Source organism: Lentimicrobiaceae bacterium (assembly GCA_023227965.1).
GTDB lineage: Bacteria > Bacteroidota > Bacteroidia > Bacteroidales > JALOCA01 > JALOCA01.
In genome coordinates this window covers 62,992-89,173 of record JALOCA010000009.1, presented here as the reverse complement: position 1 = coordinate 89,173, position 26,182 = coordinate 62,992, and the positions used below count along the sequence as shown (strand labels likewise).

21 protein-coding genes are annotated in these 26,182 nt (G+C 39.7%); 12 read left to right on the top strand and 9 right to left on the bottom strand.

Annotation, left to right across the window (positions count from 1 at the left end; translation table 11 throughout):
- The coding region (locus M0R21_04925; protein MCK9617159.1) for a hypothetical protein at positions 1-472 on the bottom strand (472 nt) is incomplete at its 3' end.
- Between the two features lie 7 nt (positions 473-479).
- On the bottom strand, positions 480-1,235 hold the full coding sequence (locus M0R21_04920; protein ID MCK9617158.1) for a hypothetical protein: 756 nt from the start codon (positions 1,233-1,235) through the stop codon (positions 480-482).
- A gap of 456 nt (positions 1,236-1,691) precedes the next feature.
- Here M0R21_04920 and M0R21_04915 point away from each other — a divergent pair, with 456 nt between their 5' ends.
- From M0R21_04915 to M0R21_04885, 7 genes are all read left to right on the top strand, one after another.
- Positions 1,692-3,017 (top strand): UDP-glucose/GDP-mannose dehydrogenase family protein, encoded by a 1,326-nt coding sequence (locus M0R21_04915; GenBank protein MCK9617157.1) that lies wholly within the window; start codon positions 1,692-1,694, stop codon positions 3,015-3,017.
- Positions 3,018-3,116: 99 nt separating this feature from the next.
- Positions 3,117-4,055 carry an SDR family oxidoreductase gene (locus M0R21_04910; GenBank protein ID MCK9617156.1) on the top strand — a complete coding sequence of 313 codons (939 nt, stop codon included), beginning with the start codon at positions 3,117-3,119 and terminating at the stop codon, positions 4,053-4,055.
- A gap of 12 nt (positions 4,056-4,067) precedes the next feature.
- Positions 4,068-4,922, top strand: coding sequence for a dTDP-4-dehydrorhamnose reductase (gene rfbD, locus M0R21_04905; GenBank protein ID MCK9617155.1), 855 nt, complete (start codon positions 4,068-4,070; stop codon positions 4,920-4,922).
- Positions 4,923-4,943: 21 nt separating this feature from the next.
- Positions 4,944-6,674, top strand: coding sequence for a phospho-sugar mutase (locus tag M0R21_04900; GenBank protein ID MCK9617154.1), 1,731 nt, complete (start codon positions 4,944-4,946; stop codon positions 6,672-6,674).
- Between the two features lie 94 nt (positions 6,675-6,768).
- The gene (locus tag M0R21_04895; protein ID MCK9617153.1) at positions 6,769-9,270 is read left to right on the top strand and encodes a DNA translocase FtsK; all 2,502 of its coding nucleotides are present in this window, start codon (positions 6,769-6,771) and stop codon (positions 9,268-9,270) included.
- A gap of 86 nt (positions 9,271-9,356) precedes the next feature.
- Positions 9,357-10,001 carry an outer membrane lipoprotein carrier protein LolA gene (locus tag M0R21_04890; GenBank protein ID MCK9617152.1) on the top strand — a complete coding sequence of 215 codons (645 nt, stop codon included), beginning with the start codon at positions 9,357-9,359 and terminating at the stop codon, positions 9,999-10,001.
- 57 nt (positions 10,002-10,058) lie between these two features.
- Positions 10,059-10,337, top strand: coding sequence for an acylphosphatase (locus M0R21_04885; GenBank protein MCK9617151.1), 279 nt, complete (start codon positions 10,059-10,061; stop codon positions 10,335-10,337).
- Here the strand turns inward: M0R21_04885 and mnmD are convergent.
- Positions 10,334-11,005 (bottom strand): tRNA (5-methylaminomethyl-2-thiouridine)(34)-methyltransferase MnmD, encoded by a 672-nt coding sequence (gene mnmD / locus M0R21_04880; protein MCK9617150.1) that lies wholly within the window; start codon positions 11,003-11,005, stop codon positions 10,334-10,336. The two genes, M0R21_04885 and mnmD, sit on opposite strands and share 4 nt — an antisense overlap.
- A 71-nt stretch (positions 11,006-11,076) precedes the next feature.
- Here mnmD and M0R21_04875 point away from each other — a divergent pair, with 71 nt between their 5' ends.
- A complete protein-coding gene (locus M0R21_04875) occupies positions 11,077-11,784 on the top strand; it encodes a 3'-5' exonuclease (protein MCK9617149.1) in 708 nt (235 codons plus the stop codon).
- A gap of 49 nt (positions 11,785-11,833) precedes the next feature.
- Positions 11,834-12,553, top strand: coding sequence for an FKBP-type peptidyl-prolyl cis-trans isomerase (locus tag M0R21_04870; GenBank protein MCK9617148.1), 720 nt, complete (start codon positions 11,834-11,836; stop codon positions 12,551-12,553).
- Positions 12,554-12,644: 91 nt separating this feature from the next.
- On the opposite strand, the gene M0R21_04865 is transcribed toward M0R21_04870, so the two are convergent.
- Positions 12,645-13,559, bottom strand: a complete 915-nt coding sequence (locus tag M0R21_04865; protein MCK9617147.1) for a ribonuclease Z — start codon at positions 13,557-13,559, stop codon at positions 12,645-12,647.
- 88 nt (positions 13,560-13,647) lie between these two features.
- Between M0R21_04865 and M0R21_04860 the strand changes: the two genes are divergently transcribed.
- Positions 13,648-14,340, top strand: coding sequence for a cytidylate kinase-like family protein (locus M0R21_04860; GenBank protein ID MCK9617146.1), 693 nt, complete (start codon positions 13,648-13,650; stop codon positions 14,338-14,340).
- Between the two features lie 189 nt (positions 14,341-14,529).
- Positions 14,530-16,527 carry a T9SS type A sorting domain-containing protein gene (locus M0R21_04855; GenBank protein ID MCK9617145.1) on the top strand — a complete coding sequence of 666 codons (1,998 nt, stop codon included), beginning with the start codon at positions 14,530-14,532 and terminating at the stop codon, positions 16,525-16,527.
- A 71-nt stretch (positions 16,528-16,598) separates the two neighbouring features.
- On the opposite strand, the gene M0R21_04850 is transcribed toward M0R21_04855, so the two are convergent.
- From M0R21_04850 to arcC, 5 genes are all read right to left on the bottom strand, one after another.
- Positions 16,599-18,713, bottom strand: a complete 2,115-nt coding sequence (locus M0R21_04850) for a M3 family metallopeptidase (GenBank protein MCK9617144.1) — start codon at positions 18,711-18,713, stop codon at positions 16,599-16,601.
- 264 nt (positions 18,714-18,977) lie between these two features.
- Entirely contained in the window at positions 18,978-19,325 is a 348-nt protein-coding gene (locus M0R21_04845; protein ID MCK9617143.1) for a DUF86 domain-containing protein, read from the bottom strand.
- Positions 19,303-19,605 carry a nucleotidyltransferase domain-containing protein gene (locus M0R21_04840; GenBank protein ID MCK9617142.1) on the bottom strand — a complete coding sequence of 101 codons (303 nt, stop codon included), beginning with the start codon at positions 19,603-19,605 and terminating at the stop codon, positions 19,303-19,305. The genes M0R21_04845 and M0R21_04840 overlap by 23 nt, the downstream gene beginning before the upstream one ends.
- A 350-nt stretch (positions 19,606-19,955) precedes the next feature.
- Complete coding sequence (argF, locus tag M0R21_04835; protein ID MCK9617141.1) at positions 19,956-20,957, bottom strand: ornithine carbamoyltransferase; 1,002 nt, start codon at positions 20,955-20,957, stop codon at positions 19,956-19,958.
- A gap of 47 nt (positions 20,958-21,004) precedes the next feature.
- The gene (gene arcC / locus M0R21_04830; GenBank protein ID MCK9617140.1) at positions 21,005-21,949 is read right to left on the bottom strand and encodes a carbamate kinase; all 945 of its coding nucleotides are present in this window, start codon (positions 21,947-21,949) and stop codon (positions 21,005-21,007) included.
- A 1,238-nt stretch (positions 21,950-23,187) separates the two neighbouring features.
- Here arcC and M0R21_04825 point away from each other — a divergent pair.
- Positions 23,188-26,124: an FAD-binding protein gene (locus tag M0R21_04825; protein MCK9617139.1), complete on the top strand. Its 2,937-nt coding sequence runs from the start codon at positions 23,188-23,190 to the stop codon at positions 26,122-26,124.
- Positions 26,125-26,182 lie beyond the last annotated feature (58 nt).

Here is a 26,182-nt window from a genome sequence, read left to right as displayed (position 1 = left end):
ATGGAGGAAAAACTCTTCGCCCATATTGATTAATACGAAGGATATCATCAAAATCAGGATACTGGTGATTTTCCAGGTAAAAAATTAAAATACCTGTACCCGTCGAATAAAGGTTTAATACGATAGATTTTAATTTAAGGTGATAAATATCTTCTTTTTTAGCAATAACCTTTATTTCATAAAATAAATCAGTCTCATAGGCTTCCTTGCGTTCATAATGTCTGATAATATTATTCTTACCATCTCCTGAATCATACAATACACTATGTATAAACTCATAAAAAAAGTTCTTTTCATTATACAATTCGGTTATATAGTCCCCAGTAAGAGGAGATGGTATATTCTGCCAATAAGAATCCTGCACCGGTTGAATATTGTTCAGATTAAACCTCTTTGAGAATTTATCCTTTTGCTGCCCTTTCTTTTCCCACTTAAAAGGATACAGAAATATATGATAGCTATAGAGTTCCATATGGATATTATATTTGTTTAGTTATTATCGAAATTAATGCTTCTTTTATCTGGTGTAATTCTTCGAAAGACATACTATTCCTGGCAATCCCAAAGAATCCGTTTTCGCCGCCGCCGTAATACGCTTTATGTTTTTCCACCAAAGGCATAAATAGCCCGGCAATGGCTTTAGCTTGCAGGCCATAATAAGTTAAAGAATCGTCGGAATAAATCAGTAGTTTTTCAAAAGGGAACAAACGGTCGGTAATAGCCGAAAACCTTGGTGTAAGTGCATTTACAATGATTAAATCCTTTTCGGTAGAAAGATTTTCCCGGATGGATTGCTCGGACAGAAGTTCATCTTCTTCGGTAATGCCTTGGGCTTCGCGATCGCGGCAACGGATATCGGTAATCTCATCAGGTGTTGCACCCATTTCAATCATGGCTGGTATATACCCACGGTCATTGGCAGCAATTAACTGTTGTTCCCGGTTAAGTTTTATTCCAAGTAATTCAGCAATCTGTTCAATGGAAGATGGCTTATGGCTGTTCTGGTTATGGTGATCAATGGCAATATAATGAGCTGGAGGGGGAACATCCTCGGTAAGTTCAATACCCACAAAGGTATCCTCGCTGTTAAGCACATGGATATAGCTACTGAGGCGGGCGCCCCATTGCAGTTTAAAATCGTAAAAAACTTTCCGGTTTTGCTTTAGAATATTACGAATCTCAATCATTTCGAGATCATATCCACCAAGCAAAAACCGGTAACGGTATCGGTTCATTTTACTTATTGTGTTCAGGCAAGCCTGTTATTTTTTTGCTTTATCAGAACTTCCTCTCAAAGCCCCAATCTCTCAAAATCTCTCTCCACAATCATTTAGAACCTGTACACATCAATCCGCATTATTTAATGTGCCAAATATATAAAAAAATAATTCAGAAAATGTCTGCCAATAAAAATAAAAATAATGTACACAGTGTATATCATTAAAAAAAATTATACTATTTCAGCTATCACATTTTTAAACTAATAATTATACCATGTTTAGAGAAAATACCGGGCGCATACTCCTGCACATTTTTCAATCCAATCAATCCATTTAATCTCTTCTGTTCAATCCTTTTCGCTATTTCTTTTTGTTTTTTTTCATAAAAAATCAGGTGGTATAGCTAATATAAAAAATTATGGTCTACTTTTGTTAAATAAAAGAACCATTGATTAACCTAATCTCATACTTATGAAAATAGTTATTGTCGGAACCGGTTACGTAGGTTTGGTTACCGGAACATGTTTTACCGAAGTTGGCATTGAAGTTACCTGTGTTGATATTGATATTCAGAAAATTCAAAACCTCGAAAAGGGCATATCCCCTATTTACGAACCCGGGCTGGACGAAATGATAGAACGCAATGTTAAAAAAGGAAGGCTGAAATTTACTACTGACCTTTCTTCCTGCCTTAACGACACAGATGTTATTTTTAGTGCCGTAGGTACCCCGCCCGACGAAGATGGCAGTGCCGACTTGAAATATGTGCTCGATGTAGCTAAAACGGTAGGAAAGCATATGAATAAATACCTGCTGATGGTAACCAAAAGCACTGTTCCGGTAGGAACCGCCAAAAAAGTACGCAATGCCATCCAGGAAGAGTTAGACAAACGGGGTGTAAACATTGAGTTTGATGTGGCTTCCAATCCTGAATTTCTGAAAGAAGGTAATGCCATCGAAGACTTTATGCGTCCCGACCGTATCGTGGTGGGCGTTGAATCGGCAAAGGCTGAAGATATTATGCGCCGTTTATACAAACCTTTTACTCTTAATGGTCATCCTGTTATTTTTATGGATGTTCCTTCTGCCGAAATGACAAAATATGCAGCTAACTCTATGCTTGCTACCAAAATCAGTTTCATGAACGACATCGCCAACCTTTGCGAAATAATGGGGGCTGATGTCAACCAGGTTCGTAGAGGTATTGGCAGCGATTCACGTATCGGGAACAAATTTATTTATCCCGGTATAGGTTATGGCGGTTCGTGCTTCCCAAAAGATGTGAAAGCATTAATAAAAACTGCCAACGACAACGGGTATCCCATGCGGGTTTTGCAGGCGGTAGAGGAAGTAAATGATGATCAAAAATCAATTCTTTTCAATAAATTAATGAAATATTACGATGATAAGCTAAAAGGAAAGACCATTGCACTATGGGGATTGTCGTTCAAACCACAAACTGACGATATGCGCGAAGCACCTGCACTTGTATTAATTGAAAAACTGATTAAAGCCGGTTGTAAAGTAAAAGTGTATGATCCCGTAGCCATGCATGAAGCCCAGCGTCGCATCAACGAAAAAGTTGAATACGGAAAAGATCAGTACGAAATACTGATTGATGCCGACGCCCTTTTCCTTGTTACGGAATGGACGGAATTCCGCTTCCCCAATGTCAACGTAATGAAAAAACTGATGAAAAAATCTGTGGTATTCGATGGTCGTAACATTTACGATCCACAGGAGATGCAATCGGCAGGATTCGACTATTTCTGCATAGGAATTAATACTAATAAATAATTAACTCATAAACCCGCAACAAAACCGTAATCCGATAGCAGGCAATAATTGCTTATCGTTAAGACCAACTGGCTTATTGCGAGTTTTAAAATATTTTTTATGGGAAAACGGATATTGGTTACCGGAGGCGCCGGGTTTTTAGGCTCTCATCTTTGCGAACGACTCCTCAATGAAGGAAACGAAGTTATCTGCCTCGATAATTATTTTACGGGTCAGAAACGCAATATTGTACATTTAATTGATAATCCCTATTTCGAACTGATACGGCACGATGTAACAACGCCTTTCTTTATCGAAGTGGATGAGATTTATAACCTCGCCTGTCCGGCATCTCCCATTCATTACCAGTACAACCCTATTAAAACCGTAAAAACTTCGGTTATGGGTGCCATCAACATGCTGGGATTAGCCAAACGTATCCGGGCTAAAATACTGCAGGCTTCCACCAGCGAAGTATATGGCGACCCACAGATACATCCACAAACTGAAGATTACTGGGGACATGTTAACCCGATTGGCATCCGCGCCTGCTATGACGAGGGAAAACGCTGCGCCGAAACCTTGTTTATGAATTACCACAGGCAAAATAATGTCCGGATAAAGATCATGCGGATATTTAACACCTATGGACCCCGTATGCATCCCAACGACGGAAGGGTGGTTTCCAATTTTATAGTGCAGGCTTTGCAAAATAAGAACATCACCATTTATGGAGACGGCTCACAAACCCGTAGTTTTTGTTATGTTGACGATCTGCTCGAAGGGATGATAAAACTGATGAACACCGGCGACGAAATAACTGGTCCGGTTAATATTGGTAACCCCGGCGAATTTACAATTCTCGAATTAGCTCAAAGGGTTATAGAGCTTATCGGTTCGAAATCAAAACTGGTATTTGAACCCCTTCCCTCCGACGATCCGTTACAACGTAAACCCGATATTACAATGGCGCAAAACCTGCTTAACTGGAAACCCAACATCCCGCTGGACGAAGGTTTGAAAAAAACCATACTTTACTTTAGAGAAATCATTAACTGACGTTACTAATTAATTATGAATATTCTTGTAACTGGGAGCAACGGACAACTTGGCAACGAAATACGAAAATTAGCTCCGGCATTTCCCAACTTTACATTCGACTTTACCGATATTGCCGAACTCGACATTACTTCGAAGGAAAAACTGAACGCCTACTGCGAAGGGAAAAATTTCGGAGTTATAATCAATTGCGCTGCATATACCGCCGTGGATAAAGCAGAAACGGATGCAAACACAGCATATCTTGTAAACTGTACTGCCGTAAAAAACCTTGCAGAAACCGCTTTAGCGCATAACATGCTGCTGGTACATGTTTCCACCGATTATGTATTTGATGGCATGAATTACCGTCCGTATATAGAAACTGACTCTGTGGCACCACAAGGCATCTATGGAAAAACCAAACTCAAAGGCGAAAAAGTAGTTACAGAAACAGGTTGCAGGGCATTGGTAATACGCACCTCATGGCTGTATTCCACCTTCGGAAACAACTTCGTAAAAACCATTCGCAGGTTAGCTTCCGAAAATCCGGAAGTCCGTATTATTTTCGACCAGGTGGGAGCCCCTACCTATGCAGGCGACTTGGCAGAGGCAATTTTGCAAATACTCTCACTCAAAAGCAACAATGCTTTCGAGCTCTTTCATTATTCCAATGAAGGAGTTTGCAGTTGGTACGATTTTGCAAAAGAAATAGTTGAATTGAGTCACCTCTACTGCAAAGTAATACCGATTGAAACAAAGGATTACTTTCTGCCTGCTCCGCGTCCGTATTACAGTGTTTTAAATAAATCGAAAATAAAAAATACTTACGGAATTACAATACCTTACTGGAAGGATAGTCTAATAAAGTGTATCGAAAATTTATAGTTTACATTAAAAAAGAAAGCTATGGAAAAAGAAATCATTGCAAAAGCCACTGCATGGTTATCTCCTGTTTTTGACGAGGAAACCCGTAAACAAGTACAATACCTCATTGATAATGATGTTAATGAACTTATAGATTCTTTTTACAGCAATCTCGAATTCGGTACGGGAGGGCTCCGGGGAATAATGGGGGCTGGAACCAACAGGATGAATAAATATACCGTAGGCATGGCAACCCAGGGATTGGCTAACTATTTGAAAATACTTTATCTGTCAGAAAAGGAAATCAGGGTGGCAATTGCTTACGATTCGCGTCTTAACAGCGATTATTTTGCCCGTATTGCTGCCGATGTACTTTCAGGAAACGGGATGCGTGTTTTTCTGTTCGACAGCCTCCGCCCTACCCCAGAACTTTCGTTTGCCATCAGGTTTTTTCGTTGTCATAGTGGAATAGTAATTACCGCTTCACATAACCCGAAGGAATATAACGGCTATAAAGTGTATGGAAATGATGGAGGACAACTCGTTGCCCCACACGATAAAAATGTCATCACTGAGGTGGAAAAAATAAAAGACCTGTCGGAGGTAAAATTCGATGCCATACCTGATTTAATTACCATAATCGGTGAAGAGGTTGATGCAGCCTACACTCAAAAGGTTAAGCAATTGTCACTGTCTCCTGAAGTTGTAAGCCGGATGCATGATATGAAAATTTTGTACACTCCTATTCATGGTTCGGGAATACAATTGGTTCCACGTTGCCTTAAAGCATTCGGGTTTATAAATGTTAATATTCTTGAAAGCCAGAAAAAACCGGATGGAAATTTTCCGACGGTAAAATCACCCAATCCCGAAGAACCGGATGCCATGCGCCTTGCATTGCTGAAAGCCATGGAAATTCAGGCAGATATCGTTCTTGCTTCCGACCCTGACGCCGACCGCGTAGGTGTTGCCGTAAAAAACCATCGTGGGGAATTTGTATTATTAAATGGCAACCAAACCGCTTCTGTACTAATTTATTATCTCATTGAAAAATGGAAGCAAAACGGCAAACTTACCGGTAACGAGTTTATTGTGAAAACCATTGTTACATCAGAATTGATTGCAAATATTGCAATCCAAAATGGGGTTGAATATTTTGATGTACTTACCGGATTTAAATACATTGCCGAAATCATTAAAAAATTTGAAGGTAAAAAAACTTTTATTGGCGGAGGTGAAGAAAGCTATGGTTATCTCGTAGGTGATTTTGTCCGCGATAAGGATGCTGTAATTTCCTGTTGTATGATAGCCGAAACGGCTGCCTGGGCTGTTGCACAGGGCAAATCATTTTTCGACATCCTACTCGATATGTATTGCACCTATGGCTTTTATCTTGAGAAATTGCATTCACTTACCATAAAAGGGAAAAGCGGAGCTGAAAAAATTGCAGAAATAATGCAGAATTTCCGCAATTCACCTCCGGTAAGCATAGCTGGCTCGAAAGTAATTGCGATAAAAGACTATGCATTGCAAAAAGAGTTCGACCTGTTGAAAAAACAGGAAAAGCCCATAGAACTTCCCCGCTCAAACGTTTTACAGTTTTTCCTCGAAGACGGGAGTAAAATTACTGCACGACCTTCGGGAACAGAACCAAAGATAAAATTCTATTTTGGAGTCAAAGGCACTTTGAGCAACAAAAATGAATTCGACAGAATGAATACTGAAATGGAGAAACGCATAAGGCATATTATTGAAGATATGAAACTTGAATGATGCCGAAATATAGTTTTTATTACCTGTAAGCCTTTCGGGTGAAATTAATTAATGCTACAATAATTATTACCTTTGCCCTTCAAAGAAGAAGCCGATGCCCGTTACAAATAATCAATTAAAGAAAAATACGTTTAAAAATGAGTTAGCCGTTCCGGCAAAACCCAAGAAGAAAAAAACAGATGACCAACCTATTAAATTAGATTTTTCCTTTTTTAAAGATGAAAGATTCAGGAAAACTGCAGGTGTTTTTTGTATTTTCTTTGCACTTTTTATATTAATTGCCTTTGTTTCTTATTTGTTTACATGGTTTAGCTGGGACAGTGATGAAAATTTTACTGACAACCTGACCCTTTCCAAAATTTTTAATAATTACCCCGACCCCATTCACAACTGGGCAGGCAGATTTGGCGCCGTGATTTCTTATTTTTGTATCAAATCAGGATTCGGCATAGCTTCGTTGCTTTTTGTACCTGTTGTTTTTTTTACAGGCATGCATTGGTTGGGAGCCAGATTTATATCCATTTCAAAATTAATTAAATATTCTCTTTTTGGTTTAGTATGGATTTCGTGTGCAATGGGTTTCATATTCCCACATTCCGATTTTTCTATACTTGGAGGCGTCATCGGAATCGAAACGGCAACCTGGCTCCATGGTCTTTTAGGAAAATCAGGTAGCGGGATTTTAATATTTTTCCTGTTAATAGCATTTTTAATCATCGTTTATAATGTTTCCTTCAACTGGCTTAAAACCCCAAAAGGGGAAATTACGCCCGGAACGGATGAAGAAGAATCACCCTTTTCAAATTCCGGGTATAAAAAAGAAGACAAGTACAATACCTTAGAATTTGCAGTGAAAGAGGAAGACGAAAAATCTGTTTCTGAAAACACATTGAAAACCTCTCAATCGTTCCCCGACGAAGATGACAGGGATGAGCTTCCATCGGAATTAATTGAAAAAAAAACTAATTATCCCAAACAAAACGTAGAATTTAGCATTGAAAATTATTCAGAAAAAACGGGCAATAAGGATACCGGAAAAGAGCCCCCTTCATCCGAAAAAATCCATTTTTCTGTTGATGAGCCTTACGACCCCACGCTTGAACTTTGTGATTATCAAAACCCGCCCCTCGAGCTGTTAGACGAATACAGCAACGGGGTTATTAAAGTGCAAAAAGAAGAACTGGAAGCCAATAAAAATAAAATTGTTGAAACTTTAAGCCATTATGCTATTGGCATTGATAAAATTAAAGCTACTATTGGACCGACAGTAACCCTGTACGAAATAATACCTACTCCCGGAGTCAGGATTTCGAGAATTAAAAACCTCGAAGACGATATCGCATTAAGCCTTTCCGCTTTAGGTATCCGTATCATTGCCCCCATTCCCGGTAAAGGCACCATCGGTATTGAAGTCCCGAACCAGCATCCAGAAATTGTTTCCATGCGTTCGATTTTATCCTCCGAAAAATTTGTAACCTCAAAATACGAATTACCTTTTGGCATTGGAAAAACTATTGCCAATGAAGCTTTTGTAGTTGACCTTACCCGTCTTCCCCATATTTTAATGGCAGGAGCTACCGGTCAGGGTAAATCGGTAGGACTGAATGCCATTATCACGTCATTGCTTTATAAAAAACATCCCTCACAACTCAAATTTGTGATGGTTGACCCAAAAAAAGTAGAATTGACACTGTATTCAAAAATTGAGAGACATTACCTTGCAAAATTGCCCGATTCGGAAGAAGCCATTATAACCGATACCCGGCAGGTAGTTCGTACACTCAATTCCTTAGGAATAGAAATGGATAACCGCTACGACCTACTGAAGGATGCACAAGTAAGGAATATTAAGGAATATAATACCAAATTTCTTGCACGAAAACTAAATCCCCTGCATGGGCATCGTTTTCTGCCCTATATCGTACTGGTAATTGATGAGTTTGCCGACCTTATCATGACATCCGGTAAAGAAATTGAAGTTCCCCTGACCCGGCTGGCGCAATTAGCCAGAGCAGTAGGCATTCACCTGGTTATTGCTACACAACGTCCTTCTGTTAACATAATTACAGGTTCCATCAAAGCTAATTTTCCTGCCCGGATTGCATTCAGGGTTATTTCAAAAATTGATTCAAGAACCATACTCGATTCCGGTGGAGCCGATCAACTGGTGGGACGTGGCGATATGCTACTCTCAACAGGAAGCGACCTCATCCGGCTTCAATGTGCCTTTGTTGACACACACGAAGTTGAACGTGTTACTGAGTTTATTGGCTCGCAGAGAGGTTACCCGGATGCATTTCATCTTCCTGAATATTATGATGAGGGTGATGAAAAAATTGAAGTTTTTGACCCTAACCAACGTGACGAACTTTTTGAAGATGCAGCCCGCCTCATCGTACAAACTCAGCAAGGTTCAACCTCATTACTACAACGGAAACTCAAACTCGGATATAACCGTGCGGGACGAATAATTGACCAATTAGAGGCAGCAGGAATTGTTGGGCAGTTTGAAGGCAGCAAGCCCCGCGAAGTAAAAATATCCACAGAGTTCGCTTTGGAACAATTTTTGAAGGATCTGTACAGCAATAACCAATAATTAATTTTCGATGAATCCCTCGTTTTTGTACTTAATATTTTAAAAATATCTGGGTTTTATCATACTTTTAATAAAAATATCGTTCTATGATGAAAAAAAAATTTCTTATCTCTTTAGCATTAATCTTCCTTACCCCCTACGCCTTCTCACAGGATAAAAAAGCGGAAACTATTTTAAAAGATGTTTCCGCCAAAACAAAAAGCTATAAAAGCATTCATATTGATTTTACGATGATTTCCGAAAACAAAGCCTCTTCTAAGAAAGAACTCAGAGAAGGCAGTCTTCTTAATAAAGGGGACAAATACAAACTCAATTTAGCTGGTCAAACAGTTATCAGTGATGGGAAAACAGTATGGACTTACATAAAAGACGCCAACGAAGTGCAAATAAATTCCGTTGGCGAAAATGATGACGCATTTACACCCTCCCGTTTGCTTTCTTCCTATACCGAAAACTATAAAACAAAGTTTGCAGGTGACAAGCAACTGGAGGGAAAAGCAGTGTATTTTATTGACCTTACACCTTTGAAAAAAGGGAAATCATTTACCCGTGTCCGGCTTACTGTTGATAAAATAAAAAGCCAGCTCATGAATGTAGCCGTTTACAATAAAGATGGCAGTACATTTACTTATAAAATTAAAAAATTTATTACCAATCAGCCTGTAGCCGAAAGCGAATTTCTTTTCAAAGCGGGTAATTATCCGGGAGTGGAAATAATTGATATGCGATAATACTTATTGTTTTTTTATTTGGTGAATGTATTTTTTTTATATTTGTAAAAAAATTGCATGAAAAAACACTACAACATCCTCCTTACTGGAAGAGTACAGCGCGTAGGTTTCAGATTTTATGCTATGCAAGCTGCATATAGATATCACATTAACGGAACCATTAAAAATAAGGACATTGACAAGGTGTATATTGAAGCAGAGGGTGCGGAGGAGGATATTGTTGCCTTTGTACAATGGTGCAAAAGAGGATCTCCGGGCTCGGTAGTCCATGATGTACAAATAAACGAAGGCGAACTAACAAATTACGAATCTTTTGACGTAATCAGGGGAAACTAAGGTTTTATTGCCCTTGTTATTTCTCTTTTCCCAGGGGGACCTTGTAGGCTTTCAACTCTAAAACCAACTTCTTTTAACAATTTTTTCACACTTCCTTTTGCGCAATAGGTTACCAAAATTCCGGCAGATACCATGGCGGTAAAAATTTTGACAAATACGGCAGACGTCCACATTTCCGGCTGCACTGCCGGTGAAAATGCATCGAAGTAAACTAACTGAAAACAATTATTTTGCAAAACCATTTCCTGTATTGTGCTTTTTAATTTCTTAAAAACAAAGCCAGGATGCAACATAACCGGAGTACACCAATCATCCGTATGGATATCATTAAACAGTTTTTGATAAGCCTTCAATTTCCCGCTTTTAGCATAATTTAGTTCCGAAGCAAGAGACAGTGGTAATGGATAAGGTTCAAGAGCTGTATATTGAATTGAAAGAGCATGTTGCTTACTCTCAGCAACGCTAAGCAATACATTTAATCCAGTTCCCATCCCCACTTCGAGTATGTTCAGATTCCGGGAAAATTGCATACAATAGTGTAAGCCCGAACGGATAAAGATATGCTCTGATTCCTGTATGGCACCAAAAGTGGAATGGTAATGTTCGTTTAGATCAGGGATGAATAGTGTATGCGACCCGTCGTCGGTAAGTATTATTTGTTTATCCATTGGTATAAGCAAAACAAATTACAAAGGTATTTTTTCTATAGATTCTTTGTACTTTTACAAAAAAGTAAATCATGATTTCACAAGCCGAACTCAAAAACATCCTCTTTATAGATGTTGAAACTGTTCCACAGGCAAGAGATTATGCCGGGTTGGATAAGCTATTTGTAACACTCTGGAACAGGAAAGCACAAAAGATTGCAACAAAAGAAGAAGATACTCCCGAAAATTTATATCAGAGGGCAGGCATTTATGCTGAATTTGGAAAAATTATCTGCATATCTTCAGGGTATTTTCATAATGATGAGTTTAGAATCAAATCGTTTTATGGTGATGATGAGAAAGAAATTCTCATAGGCTTTGCTTCTTTGCTTGAAAAACACTTTTACCGTCCCGAACACAAGTTATGTGCGCACAATGGAAAAGAATTCGATTTTCCTTATATCGCAAGAAGAATGCTTATAAACGGTGTGCCTCTGCCCAAAATGCTTTGTATTCAGGGGAAAAAGCCATGGGAAATTCAGCATCTCGACACTATGGAGCTATGGAAATTTGGTGATTATAAAAATTTTACTTCTCTCGAACTGCTGGCTGCAGTTTTGGGAATACACACCCCAAAAGACGACATCAATGGCAGCGAAGTTGCCCGTGTGTACTGGGAAGAACACAATTTACAACGCATTGTAAAATATTGCCAGAAAGATGTTTTGACTATTGCACAGGTTCTTTTACGTTTTTCAGGTGCGGAAACCATTTCCGATGAAAAAGTTATTATTTTTTGAAAAAAATATCTCTACATTTGCCGGCTAATTAACCCTTAAACCTTTTTGTATGAAAAAAAACATTTTCAGCTTTTGTATCGTTCTGTGTTTAATCCTGAATGCAGGCAGCGTTTTTTCACAGAAAAACAAAAAAGATAAAAACAAACATGCTTTTGAAACCAAAATAGACTCTATCAGCTACGTTATTGGCGCTGATATTGCCAAAAACTTTACCAAAAACAGTATTCAGATTAATCCGGAAGCTTTTTTTAAAGGATTGACTGAAGGGCTTGAAGGAAAAGATAGTCTGGTATTTACCAAGAAACAAGCCGACAGTATCATCAATGCATTTCAGCAGGAACTTATGAGTAAACAAGAAGAAACAAATAAAACTATGGCTAACGAAAACAAAGTAAAAGGATCGGCATTTTTGGCTGACAACAAAACCAAGGAGGGTGTGATTACCCTTCCCAGCGGATTGCAATACAAAATTATTAACGAAGGTAGCGGAGAACACCCCAAAGCTACTGACAAAGTGAAAGTTCATTATACCGGTAAATTGATAGACGGTACCGTATTCGATTCTTCCGTTGAAAGAGGTGAACCCATTTCTTTTCCGCTTGACAGGGTAATTAAAGGTTGGACGGAAGGCGTACAACTGATGGCTCCCGGTGCAAAATATATTTTCTACATTCCATCTGAACTGGGTTATGGCGATTACACCACGGGTCCTATCCCCGGAGGCTCTACGCTTATTTTTGAAGTTGAATTGCTTAATATCGAAAAATAACCTTCTGATTTTCAAACATAAAAAAGAGTAGCTCTTGCACGGGCTACTCTTTTTATTTTTAAATATTTACAGAAAATTTAAGTATTCCCTTCTATCCTATGGCTATTTCCAAGCCATCTTCTGCTACAACCGTATTATCAAAAATTTCCTTAGCCTCACTAAGCAGGGGCTGCATATCCTCGTAACGGGCAGAAAAATGCCCGATAATAAGTTGCCCCGTTCCTGCCTTTTTCGCCACTAAAGCAGCCTGAGCAGCCGTGGAATGCATTTTATCACGGGCAACATCCGATAAATTACTCATAAAAGTTGCCTCATGGTACAAAACGTTTACCCCCCTTACATAATCAGCCGTTTTTTCAGCAAAAGCGGTATCAGAACAGTAGGCAAACGATAATGATGGAGCCGAAGGTATTGTTATTTCTCTGTTGTGATAAATCCTTCCTTCATTGGTTATATAATCACTACCCTGTTTAATTTTTGCAAATTCCGAAACAGGTACAGTTTCCTGCAATAAAAAATCCTTTTTAATCTTTCGTAACAAGGGTTTCTCCTTAAACAAAAATCCACAAGTTGGAATGCTATGAATTAGCGGTATAGTATTGACTTCCAACAATTCATCTTCATATATTTTATAATGAATCGCAGGGTTTATGGCGTGAAATACAAGCGGATACAACAACACGGTTTCGGAAACATGCAATTGCAGTTTAATTATTTCCTCAAGTTCTTTTTTGGCAAAAATATGCAGAGCATCCTTTCTGCCCAACAAATGGTAGGTAAACAACAGCCCTGCCAACCCGAAATAATGATCCCCATGAAGATGACTGATAAAAATATGGTTAATACGAAGCATGCGGATACCGTATCTTCGGAGTTGCATTTGAGTTCCCTCGGCACAATCAATAAGGAACAACTTCCCTTTATGGTTGAGCAACTGTGTACTCGGATTACGTTTGGAAGTAGGCAGAGCTGCGCTACTACCTAAAATTCGTACGGTAAAAGTCATTGGACAAAGATAATGAAATTAATAGGATTATCTTATTGGTTTCTTCCTGCATTTTTTGTACTTTTGTTTAATATAAAAACCTCTTCCCATGGAGCCTCATTCCTTATACGATTATTTCGAAAGAAGACATAGTAGCATATTTTCAGCAGAATCCCGTCATCCAAATCCATTTATTACCATTTCGCGTGAATATGGTTGCCCTTCAAAGTTTGTAGCACATTCACTTGTTGAAAAGCTCAATTTAAATTCAGAAGGGAAAAACAAATGGGAGTACATTAACAAAGAAATTATTGCTGATACGGCAAATAAAATTAATGTAAATACCGAAAAAATAAGAAAATATTTTTCAGACGAAGAACATAACAGTTTTCAGGATTTTCTTGAGTCTTTTTCATCCAAATACTATATCAACAACAAGTTAATTCAAAAAACAATACGAAATGTCGTTGAGTTTTATGCTTTAAAAGGGTTTTGTGTAATAGTAGGAAGAGGTGGTGTGGCTATCACAAAATCAATACCGTCGGGTATCCATATCCGGCTACAAGCCCCTATTGACTGGCGGGTTGAAAAAATTTGTCATACAAACAATGTTAGCCCTGCTCAGGCAATAAAGGATATCATCGAGATTGACAATAAACGCAATGCTTTGATTGAGTCCTTTCTCAGGAAAAAACCCGATGACATCCTGTTTGACCTTGTAATCAATTGCAGTTGTTTTTCAATAGATAATATTTCCGATTTAATTATTAGGGCAATAGAAATAAAAGGACTAATAAAATAGTGCAACCATCTCATCTGCTATTAGTTTTATAATTTATTGGTCAGACAGTTTGCTCCGAAAATCGGGGGAATATCCATATATCATTGTCAGTTTCTATGAACATTGTTCTTATGAATATTTCATTTATTTTTATACTTTCTCTGGTGTATTTTATTTTTACATTTGTACACTCTTAAAAACCCAAATTCCATGAAAAGGACACTAACTATTATTTTTTTACTACTATTTACCGGTATTATAATTTTCGCACAAAATACCTCTTTTCGCAACGGAGCTGAATATTGTGCGCTAAAACATCAACATAGTGCAAATTATGCGCTAAAACAATCGTATACTGATATTCCACACTCTTTTAATGTTTTAAATTACAAATTAGATGTGGATATTTTTAACTGTTTCCAAAGCCCGTATCCTGACAATTTTACGGCAACTAACACCATTACGATGGTTGCCGATTCCACTATCAGTCAGATAACGCTGAATGCAGTAAATACTTCGCTTGAGATAGATTCTGTTACCCTTGGCGGAAGCACGTTTACCCATAGTAATAATTTACTTACCATTACTTTGGACCAGACTTATAATGCAGGCGACACCCTGATGGTAAAAATTTGGTATCAGCACAAAAATGTAAACGGTGGAGATGGTGCTTTTTATGCAAGCGGTGGCTTTGTTTTTACCGATTGCGAACCCGAAGGTGCACGTAAATGGTTTCCCTGTTGGGATAAACCCTCTGATAAAGCCACTACCGACATTACCGCAAGAGTGCCTTCTAACGTTAAATTAGCATCTAATGGCAGGCTTGCTGATTCGACCTTAGATGGAGATACAATGGTATATCATTGGATAAGCCGTGATCCGGTAGCAACTTACCTTACAATTCTCACTTCTAAAACCAATTATAAACTCGACATTATTTACCGCCCCAATCCCACAGGAAACGACAGCACCCCTATTCGTTTTTATTACAATAATGGCGAAAACATCAGTAGCCCCAGACAATACATGGTTCCTATGATGAATTTTTATTCGGAAGCTTTTGGCGAACATCCTTTCGAAAAAAATGGTTTTGCAACGCTTAATAATGAATTTTCATGGGGCGGAATGGAGAATCAAACTCTTACCAGCCTTTGCCCCGATTGCTGGAGTTCAGACCTGCTTGCCCATGAATTTGCTCACCAATGGTTTGGCGACATGATAACTTGTGCAACATGGGCTGATATTTTCCTTAATGAGGGCTTTGCAACATGGACAGAAGCCCACTGGGTTGAACATACCGGTGGATATACGGCGTACCATAATGAAATGGAAGATAATGCGAGTTATTACATGTGGAGTAACCCCGGCTGGGCTATTTCAAACCCTGAATGGGCTATTAATACCCCTTCAACTGATATTTTATTCGATTATGCCATTACCTACATGAAAGGAAGTTGCGTTTTACATATGCTACGCTATACGTTAGGAGACAGTTTGTTTTTTATGGGCATAAACCAGTATGCCACCAACCCCGCCCTAAGATACCATTCAGCAAGAATCAGTGATTTCAAAAATACTATGGAACAGGCATCGGAACAGGATTTGTCATGGTTTTTTGATGAATGGATTTTTGAACCGAATCACCCCGATTATGCCAACATTTATAACTTTGTAAGCCTCAGGAATGGGCAATGGAGAGTGAATTTTAATGTTAACCAGAATAACAGTTTAAGTGGTACATATTTCCAAATGCCATTAGAGGTGCTTATTCATTTTAACCAGGGACAAGATACGCTCATCAGGGTAATGAACACAATAAACCACGAGCATTTTGATTGGGTTTTCGACCGTCAGCCTGTTTCGCTCGTTTTCGACCCAAATGGTGATATTTTATTAAAAGAAGGAACAACAACTGTTGGAATTAATGAGTCGGCTGTTACAGGCAACGATTTATCGCTTATTTGTAAACCCAACCCGGCTTCAGGGCAAACTTCAATAAATTATTATCTGCCTGAAAATGCTACTGTAAGCATGAAGCTATTTAGCATTACAGGGAAGGAACAAAAGATTATTCTGAACAATGTTTTTGAAACAACGGGGAATCATACTCTGCAGTGTGATGTATCGGCACTGCCTTCAGGATTGTATTTTATCCGCCTCGAAACATCAAAAAACGCCCTTACACACAAACTTGTTGTTGTCAAATAATTCAATTTATAAAAATAAAAAAGGCTGTCTGCAAAAGACAGCCTTTTTTTGTCCAAAAACTTTTTGAAACATTACTTCAAACCTTTGCGTTTCAATAAAGGCTCTACGGTAGGATCCTGACCACGAAATTTGCGGTACTGTACCATTCCTTCATCATTACCCGATTCGGCAAGACAATACTTACGGAATTTGGTTGCAAGTTCTTTATTATAAATGTCGCCAGAGGATTTAAAAGCGTTGAAAGCATCGGCATCCAGCACGGCAGCCCATATATACACATAATAACCGGCAGCATATTCGTCGCCACTAAAAATATGGGAAAAATAAGTGGGGCGGTAACGTGGTAAAATTTCCGGTATCAGTCCGATTTTATCCATCGAAGCCTTTTCAAAAGCTGCTACGTTGATGTCCTTTGGATCGGAAATAATGTGGAAATCAATATCGAGTAAGGAAGCTGCGAGTAATTCCACTGTTTCGAAACCCTGGTTGAACTGTCCACTTTTTACTATTTTCTCGATCAGCTTATCAGGGATTACTTCTCCGGTTTTATAATGTTTGGCATAAGCTTTCAGTACTTCGGGATCGCCTGCCCAGTTTTCCATTACCTGCGAAGGCATTTCAACGTAATCGTTGGGTACATTGCCGGTTGTACGGCTATATTTTCCTTCGGCAAACATAAAATGTAATGAATGACCAAATTCATGGAACAAGGTGGTTACTTCGTCCCAGTTGAGCAATGCAGGAGTTTCGCCGTTAGGCTTTGTAAAATTGGTAACTATAGAAATAACAGGAGGTGTTTTTTTACCATTTTCCCAGCCCGGAGAGCGAAAATCGGTACACCATGCACCACCGCTTTTTTCGGGGCGTGGGTAATAGTCTAAATAGAGAATAGAAATGTGTGTGCCATCGGCTTCCTTTACTTCATAGGTTTCCACATCTTTTTGATAAACCGGCAAGTTGGTAAGTTGCGTAAAAGTAATGCCATACAGCTTATTTGCAACATGAAACATCCCTTCTCGTACATTTTTCAGACTGAAATAAGGCTTCATTTCGTTTTCATCAAGATTAAATTTTTCCTTACGGACTTTTTCGGCATAGTACCACCAGTCCCAGGGTTGCAGCTTGAATTTTCCACCATCACGGTCAATGATTTTCTGCATCTCAGCAGCTTCCTTTTTCGCTACTGGCAAAGCAGCTTTCCATAGTTGCATCAGGAACTCGTTTGCTTTAGCGGGGGTTTTTGCCATGTTTTCATCAATCACATAATCGGCAAAACTCTTATATCCCAAAAGTTGGGCTTTTTCTGCGCGTAGCTTTACAAGCTTTTGTATCACACCATTATTATCGTTTTTGTTGCCGTTATTTCCACGCATGAAATAGGCACGGTAAATCTTTTCGCGCAAGTTGCGGTTGGCATCGTATTGCAGAAACGGAATCATGCTTGGTTTGTCGAGGCCAAAAGCCCATTTACCATCCATTTTTTGTTCTTTGGCAGCCTGAGCAGCTCCGTCAATCACACTTTGCGGAAGTCCTTCCAGGTCTTTTTTGTCATCAATAACCAGCTTAAAAGCATTATTTTCGGCAAGCACGTTGTCGCCAAAGGTGAGTGTAAGTGTAGAAAGCTCAGTATTAACCTTGCGAAGCAGTTCCTGTTTGTCTTTGGGAAGATTGGCACCGCGACGTTCAAAATCGCTGAAATATTTTTCCACAACGCGTATTTGCTGACCGTCGAGCTTGGATTCTTTGCGTTTTTCGTAAACGGCTTTTATCCTGGCAAAAAGTTTCCCGTTAAGGTAAATATCGTCGTGATGTTTCGACATCATTGGCTCAATTTTCTTGGCAAGTGCCTGAAGTTGTGGTGTAGTGATGGCTTCAAGCATGTTGTAGAACACCAAACTTACTTTTTCGAGTAACTTTCCGGATTTGTCGAAGGCAAGGATGGTGTTATCGAAATCTGGTGCCTGGGTGTTGTTGACAATGGAGTCAATTTCGGCAGTTTGCTGTTTCATACCTTCTAAAAAAGCAGGCAGATAGTGGGTTGAATCAATCTTGTCGAAAGGTGGAACCTGGAACGGGGTTGTGTATTCCGCAAAGAATGGATTATCGCTTTTGGTTTGTTGCTTATTCTTGCAGGCAACCAGCGACAGCAGGATAATGGTTGTCATTAATAAAGTGAGTTTTTTCATCCGTAAATAATTTTAAATTAAGGTCGGATGGAACTCGCATGTGAGATTTTCATCCGTGTTTGTGTTTAACGAACATGCTCGTTTCATATAAAAAGGTGATTAGTAAGTTTGTGATACATTTTTGAAAAAGACAGTAAATGTATAATGATTTCTTGTATGGAGCAAAATTATTGGCGATAGAATAGAGATGGTGCAGATTTATAGAATTGGCAGCTTAGCACATGGAGGCAGGAGCAAGGAGCTATGAGTACATGTGTGTAAGGCTTATGAAATTTCTATGAGTATTTTTTGTATTTTTCCCTTGAATGGTTTCAGATCATATTGTATCGTGTTCCAGATGATTTTATTGCTTATTTCGTAGTAACCGTGTACCAGCACATGACGCAAACCGGTAATATCGCCCCAGATTATTTCAGAATATTGTTTTTTGAGTTCTTTGGTAAGTAAATTTGCAGCTTCACCAACAATTTCCAAATTCTTTATTACTGCAAATCGTAACATTTTATTCTCCGAAAAGGCTTCAAAAGAAATGTCTTTCGTGAATTCATATATGTTATCAATAGCTTCTAATATATGATTTAACCGTTCTTTATCCCTTAACTCTTCTCTCATAAATTAAGATCAAATCTTTTTCAACGCTTGCTTTTGCAAATTCTTTCAGTTGGCCTTCTTCAACCAGGTCAATTTTTCTCTTAGTAATGTGTTCCAGATGATTTTTTAAGTGAAGATAATAAAACAAAGATATTTTCTGCTCTTCTGAAAATTGTACCATAATATCCAAATCGCTGTTGCCTGTTTCTTCTCCACGGGAAAAAGAACCGAAAATCCATGCTCTATTCACCGGTTCGTTAGAAAGAGCATTGGCTAATATTTTTTTAATATCTCCATTCATATTTATCGGATTCTGGTGCAAAGATAAAAAAATTAACAGAACATGCATAGCGCAGATTTGACGAATTTTAGCATGAAGGCAAGAGCTATGAGTACAAGGTAAAAGTGCTGGAGTATGAGCGCTGAAATTTTGTCAGGAGTTTGGAGCATTTAAAATGTTCCGGGCTCCGTTATTTTGTAGAAATTGTTTTCCTGAACTTTACAGAATACACTTCCTATTGAAAGCATAAATACTGCCCTGCCTATGGTGCGAACTTTGTAACTTCGCACCGGATAAATCCCAGGTTGTATCTGACAAAAAAATCCTCCTTTTTCCAAAGGAGGATTTCTATAAAAACTAAAAAGAATGGCTTAGCAACCCAATGTAGCGACCATCACGGCTTTAATGGTATGCTGACGGTTTTCGGCTTCGTCGAAAACTACGCTCATGGGCGATTCAAATACTTCTTCGGTAACTTCCATCCCATCCAAACCAAATTTCTGATAGATATCTTCGCCAACAACAGTTTCGCGGTTATGGAAAGCTGGCAGGCAATGCAGGAATTTTACCTTAGGGTTACCGGTAAGTTTTACTACGTTACTGTTAACCTGGTAAGGTTTCAGTAGTTGGATACGTTCTGCCCATACTTCGGCGGGTTCGCCCATAGACACCCAAACATCAGTGTAGAGGAAGTCGCAACCTTTTACAGCTTCGGCAACATCATTCGTAATGGTGATCCTGGCTCCTGTTTCTTTGGCTATCTCGCGGCAGGTGGCTACCAGTTCGGCATCGGGTTGGCAACTTTTGGGAGCTGCTGCACGAAAGTCCATCCCCATTTTGGCGGCACCAGCCATAAGAGAGTTACCTACATTGTTTTTGGCATCACCCAGAAAACAGAACGAAATCTGATGCAGAGGTTTGTCGCAGTGTTCCATCATGGTAAGGAAGTCGGCAAGAATCTGGGTAGGGTGAAACTCGTTGGTAAGCCCATTCCAAACGGGAACGCCGGCATATTTTGCCAGTTCTTCCACGATGTGTTGTCCGTAACCACGGTATTCTATACCATCATACATACGTCCGAGAACACGGGCAGTATCTTTCATGGATTCTTTTTTCCCCATCTGCGAACCGCTGGGACCAAGATAAGTAACATGTGCTCCCTGGTCGAGGGCGGCTGTTTCAAAAGCACAACGGGTACGGGTGCTGTCCTTTTCAAACAGAAGAACAATATTTTTGCCCTTCAGTCGTGGCTGTTCTGTTCCGGCATATTTGGCTTTTTTTAGCGACATTGCCAGGTCCAATAAATACTTCATTTCTTCAGGAGTGAAATCCAGTTCCTTCAGAAAACTACGGTTTCTTAGATTAAATGACATATTATTTAAGTTTTAAGTTTCAGATTTTTAGTTTCGTATTCAATAACCTATACTATCGAAATCCTGGTTCCGCCATTGTCCACGCCAAGCACATCGGCACTGGTGATGATGGCATCCTTACCGGTATGGATTACAAAATGGATAGCTGCCCTGATTTTCGGAGCCATACTTCCTTCGGCAAACTGCCCGTCGGCAAGGTATTTCCGGGCTTGTTTTACGGTGATGCGGTCCAGTTGTTTCTGGTCGGGTTTGTTAAAGTTGATGCAAACTTTTGGTACATCCGTCAGGATGAAAAATTTGTCAGCATTAATGCCTACTGCCAATAGTGAAGATGCCAGATCTTTGTCAATTACGGCATCTATTCCTTCCAGCTTGTTTTCTTCTTTAAAATAAACCGGAATTCCACCTCCGCCTACAGCAATCACTATCTGGTGGCTACGGGCAAGTTTTTGCACGGAGTGCATATTCAACACAGCAAGAGGTTGGGGCGAAGCCACCACTTTTCTCCAGCCGCGTTTGCGGGGGTCTTCTTTAAAAATTGCACCGGTTTCGGCAGCAATTTTATCAGCATCTTCTTTAGTATAATAGGGTCCTACCGGTTTTACGGGATTTTTAAAAGCAGGGTCTTCTTTATCCACCAGCACCTGGGTGATGATGGTGATGATATCGCGTTCAAGGTCATTTTCCTTTAATACGTTGCGAAGCTGCTGTTCGAGTATGTATCCGATAAATCCCTGGGAATAAGCAACGCTAACATCCATAGGCATGTCAGGTAATCCGTGAAGCTGTGCTCCTGCCGAGTTGGCAAGAAGAATGTTCCCAACCTGGGGACCGTTTCCGTGTGTAATCACCAAGTCGTAATCACGATTGATAAGGGTAAGGAGTCGTTGACCTGTTTGAGCAGCATTGGCTTCCTGCTCATCTATTGTTCCTCTCTGGTCGCCACGCAATAAGGCATTTCCTCCAAAGGCTACTACTGCTAATTTCTTCATAAACTTTTATCTTTCTTTAGAATAAGGGCGCAAATTTACGCATTTTACCGAATTAAAAAAATGAAGTAAATTATAGAACACTGATGATACGGGTTAGACAGATTTGCACGGATAATATTTTTCATGCTCAAAGGTTGGAAGTGCAAAAGTGCTGGCACAATCGTTACTCTTTATTAACTTTTATAAAACAATATGCCTATGAAACTACTAAAACTTGCTGCAGTTATCATCTGCCATGATGCTGTTTACCTTTATCCAATTTCCCTTATGCGGAAGCCATGATGCTGTCTGCACTTACCCGGTTTCTCTTATGCGGAAGCCATGATGCTGCTTACCTTTATCCGGTTTCCCTTATGCGGAAGCCATGATGCTGCGTGTCTTTACCCGGTTTCCCTTATGCAGAAGCCATGACGCTGCTTGCATTTACCCGGTTTCCCTTATGCGGAAGCCATGACGCTGCTTGCATTTACCCGGTTTCCCTTATGCGGAAGCCATGACACTGCTTGCCTTTACCCGGTTTCTCTTATGCGGAAGCCATGATGCTGTCTGCCTTTACCCGGTTTTCCTTATGCAGAAGCCATGATGCTGTGTGTTGTAATAGAACACGAATGACGCGGATGCGACGGATTGAGACGGATTATGAAAATCTATACCTCTTAGCAACCTTACCAAAACCTTTTTTATATGTCTATTTCAGGGTGAGACAATTTGACCCCTCCCCAAACCCTCCCCTAAAATTAGGGGAGGGCATAGTAACCCTGAAATTCAGGAGAATGCCGGTTGGGTAGGGTCAAAAAAAATTAAAGCAATGAAAGTTGGCCCCTCCCCGATCCCTCCCCTAAAATTAGGGGAGGGCATAGTAACCCTGAAAATCAGGAGAATACCGATTGGGTAGGGTCAGAAAAAATTAAAGCAATAAAAGTTGACCCCTCCCCGATCCCTCCCCTAAAATTAGGGGAGGGCACAGTAACCCTGAAAATTAGGAGAATGCCGGTTGGGTAGGGTCAAAAAAACTGAAGCAATAAAAGTTGACCCCTCCCGATCCCTACCCTAAAATTAGGGGAGGGCGCAGTAACTCTGAAAATCAGGAGAATGCCGGTTGGGTAGGGTCAAAAAAAATAAAAAGTCATGAATGATATTCGATCTGCACAATCCACACAATCTGTACAATTCGCAAAATCATACAGGTGCGGCAGATTAACTAATTTTCGTAGGTTTGCACTAATAAAATTGGTTGTATGAATTCTTCTTCTTTATCAGAAAAAATATTAACCCTCAAAGATATACTTCAGGGCGATGTTTTTACGGATGAAACATCGCTTTTATTATATGCTACTGACGCTTCCGCTTATCGCGAAAAACCGCTTGCCGTTGTCCGGCCAAAAAATGTTGACGATCTGAAGAATCTTATCTCTTTTGCAAGAGAAAATGGCACTTCCCTCATTCCGCGTACTGCGGGTACTTCCCTTGCGGGACAAGTAGTTGGCAATGGCATTGTAGCGGATGTTTCCAGGTATTTGACGGAGATTCTCGAAATAAACCAAGAAGAACATTGGGTAAGGGTGCAACCGGGAGTAGTTTTAGACGAACTAAATAAGAAATTAGAGCCCTTTGGGTTATTTTTCGGTCCGGAAACCTCCACTTCCAACCGCTGTATGATTGGAGGGATGGTGGGAAACAATTCCTGCGGTTCGCATTCATTGGTTTACGGAAGTACCCGCGACCATACACTTTCGATAAAAGCCATATTATCTGATGGTTCAGATGCCGAATTTCGTCAGCTTACTTTGGATGAATTCAACGAAAAATGCCTCTTGCAAAACTTGGAAGGGGCTATTTACTGCAACATCCGCGACATCCTTTCGCTAAAAGAAAACCGGCAGGAAATCCGGGAGCAATATCCCGACAAAAAGGTAAAACGCCGCAATACCGGTTATGCCATTGACCTTTTGCTGGAAAGCGAACCCTTCGTTTTCGGTGCAGAAAAGTTTAATTTTTGCAAACTCATTGCTGGTTCGGAAGGAACCCTTTGTTTCCTTACAGAAATCAAGCTTAATCTGGTTCCGCTTCCGCCAAAAGAAAAAGCAGTGGTTGCAGTGCATTGCCATTCGCTGGAAGATGCCTTCCTTGGCAATCTCATTGCATTAAAAAGCCATCCGGTAGCTGTTGAATTAATTGACAGCGTAATTATTGAACAAACCAAACACAACATTGAGCAGCGCAAAAACCGTTTTTTTATCGAAGGCGAACCGGCTGCTTTGCTGATTGTGGAATTTGCCAGTGCTACCAAAGAAGAAGTAGCCGAAAAGACGAAAGAGGTAGAGGATAATTTGCGAAAAGCCGGCTACGGATATCATTTCCCTGTGATTACCGGGAGTGATATCAGCAAAGTGTGGGCATTGCGAAAAGCTGGTTTGGGCTTGCTTTCCAACGTTCCTGGCGATCGGAAACCTGTTCCGGTAACGGAAGACACTGCAGTAAGTCCGGAATTTCTACCGGATTACATGAAGGACTTTAAGGCAATGCTCGACGGATTTGGGTTGAGCTGTGTTTATTATGCCCATATCGCTACCGGAGAATTGCATCTCCGCCCGGCTCTTAATCTGAAAGACCCGGCAGATGTAGAACTTTTTCATACCGTTGCCCTCGAAACGGCAAAAATTGTAAAGAAATACAAAGGCTCACTCAGCGGTGAACATGGTGACGGACGCCTTCGCGGCGAATTTATTCCCTTGATGATAGGAGAACATAATTACGCTTTACTAAAAAAAATCAAAGCGACCTGGGATTCGCAATACATTTTTAATCCAGGTAAAATAATAGATACTCCGGCGATGAATACTTTTCTCAGGTTTGAAGCAGGAAAGAAAACCAGAGAGATAGACACGATTTTTGACTTTTCTTCAACCAACGGTTTTCTTCGCGCCATCGAACAATGTAATGGTTCAGCCGATTGCCGGAAATCTTCCATCATGGGTGGAACGATGTGCCCCAGTTTTATGGCAACAAAAGATGAAAATACTACCACCCGTGCCCGTGCTAACCTTCTTCGTGAAATACTGAGCCGTTCGGAAAAGAAAAACCCTTTTGATAATAAAGAGCTTTACAAAATTTTAGATTTATGCCTTTCGTGTAAAGGTTGCAAAGCCGAATGCCCGTCAAACGTGGATATGGCAAAATTTAAAGCCGAATTTTTGCAACATTATTACGATGCCAATCGTATTTCCTTGCGTACAAGATTAATTGCATATATCACACAAGTCAACAAATTGGGAATGGTTTTGCCCTCGGTTTTCAATGCGGTGGTTAAGTCATCATTCTTGTCGGGATTGCTTAAAAAAATGCTGGGCTTTGCTTCCAAAAGGAGTATTCCTGCCCTTTACAAAATGACCTTGCGTTGCTGGGCAAAAAAGAATAACAATAAAATTAATATTGAGAATAAATTTGGCAAAGTTTATCTTTTTGCAGATGAGTTTTCTAATTACAACGATGTGGAAATTGGTATTAAAGCCATTAAACTATTGAATAAACTTGGATATGAGGTTGTAATTCCCTATCATACCGAAAGTGGCAGGACTTTTCTGTCGAAAGGATTGGTGAGAAAAGCCAAAAAACTGGCAGAAACCAATGTGTTAAAACTAAAAGATATTATCAATGAAAAAACACCATTAATCGGGATAGAGCCTTCGGCGATTTTATCTTTTCGCGACGAATATCCCGACCTGGTGCGTAAAGATATGAAGGAAGATGCCCACAAATTGGCTACTAACTGCCTTCTTTATGATGAATTTTTCATTCGCGAAGCAGAAAAGGGAAATATAACTTCTGACGTTTTTACGAAGAATGTGCTAAATATCAAATTACACGGACATTGCCATCAGAAATCGCTTGCGTCTGTGCTTCTGACGAAAAAAATGCTTTCTCTTCCTGAGAATTACCATGTGGAAGAAATTAAATCAGGTTGTTGTGGAATGGCTGGCTCTTTTGGCTATGAAAAGGAACATTACGAGTTTTCGATGAAAGTAGGCGAATTGACGCTGTTCCCATCCATCCGTCAGTCCGGGAAGGAAACAATCATTTCCGCTCCTGGGACAAGTTGCCGCCAGCAAATCAAAGACGGAACAGGAAGAACGGCTTTTCATCCTATTGAAATTCTTTATGATGCATTGGCTTGAACTATTTTTTCCCCTGCTTGTTTAATAAAATGATACTTTGGCACAGATTTTTCTTTTA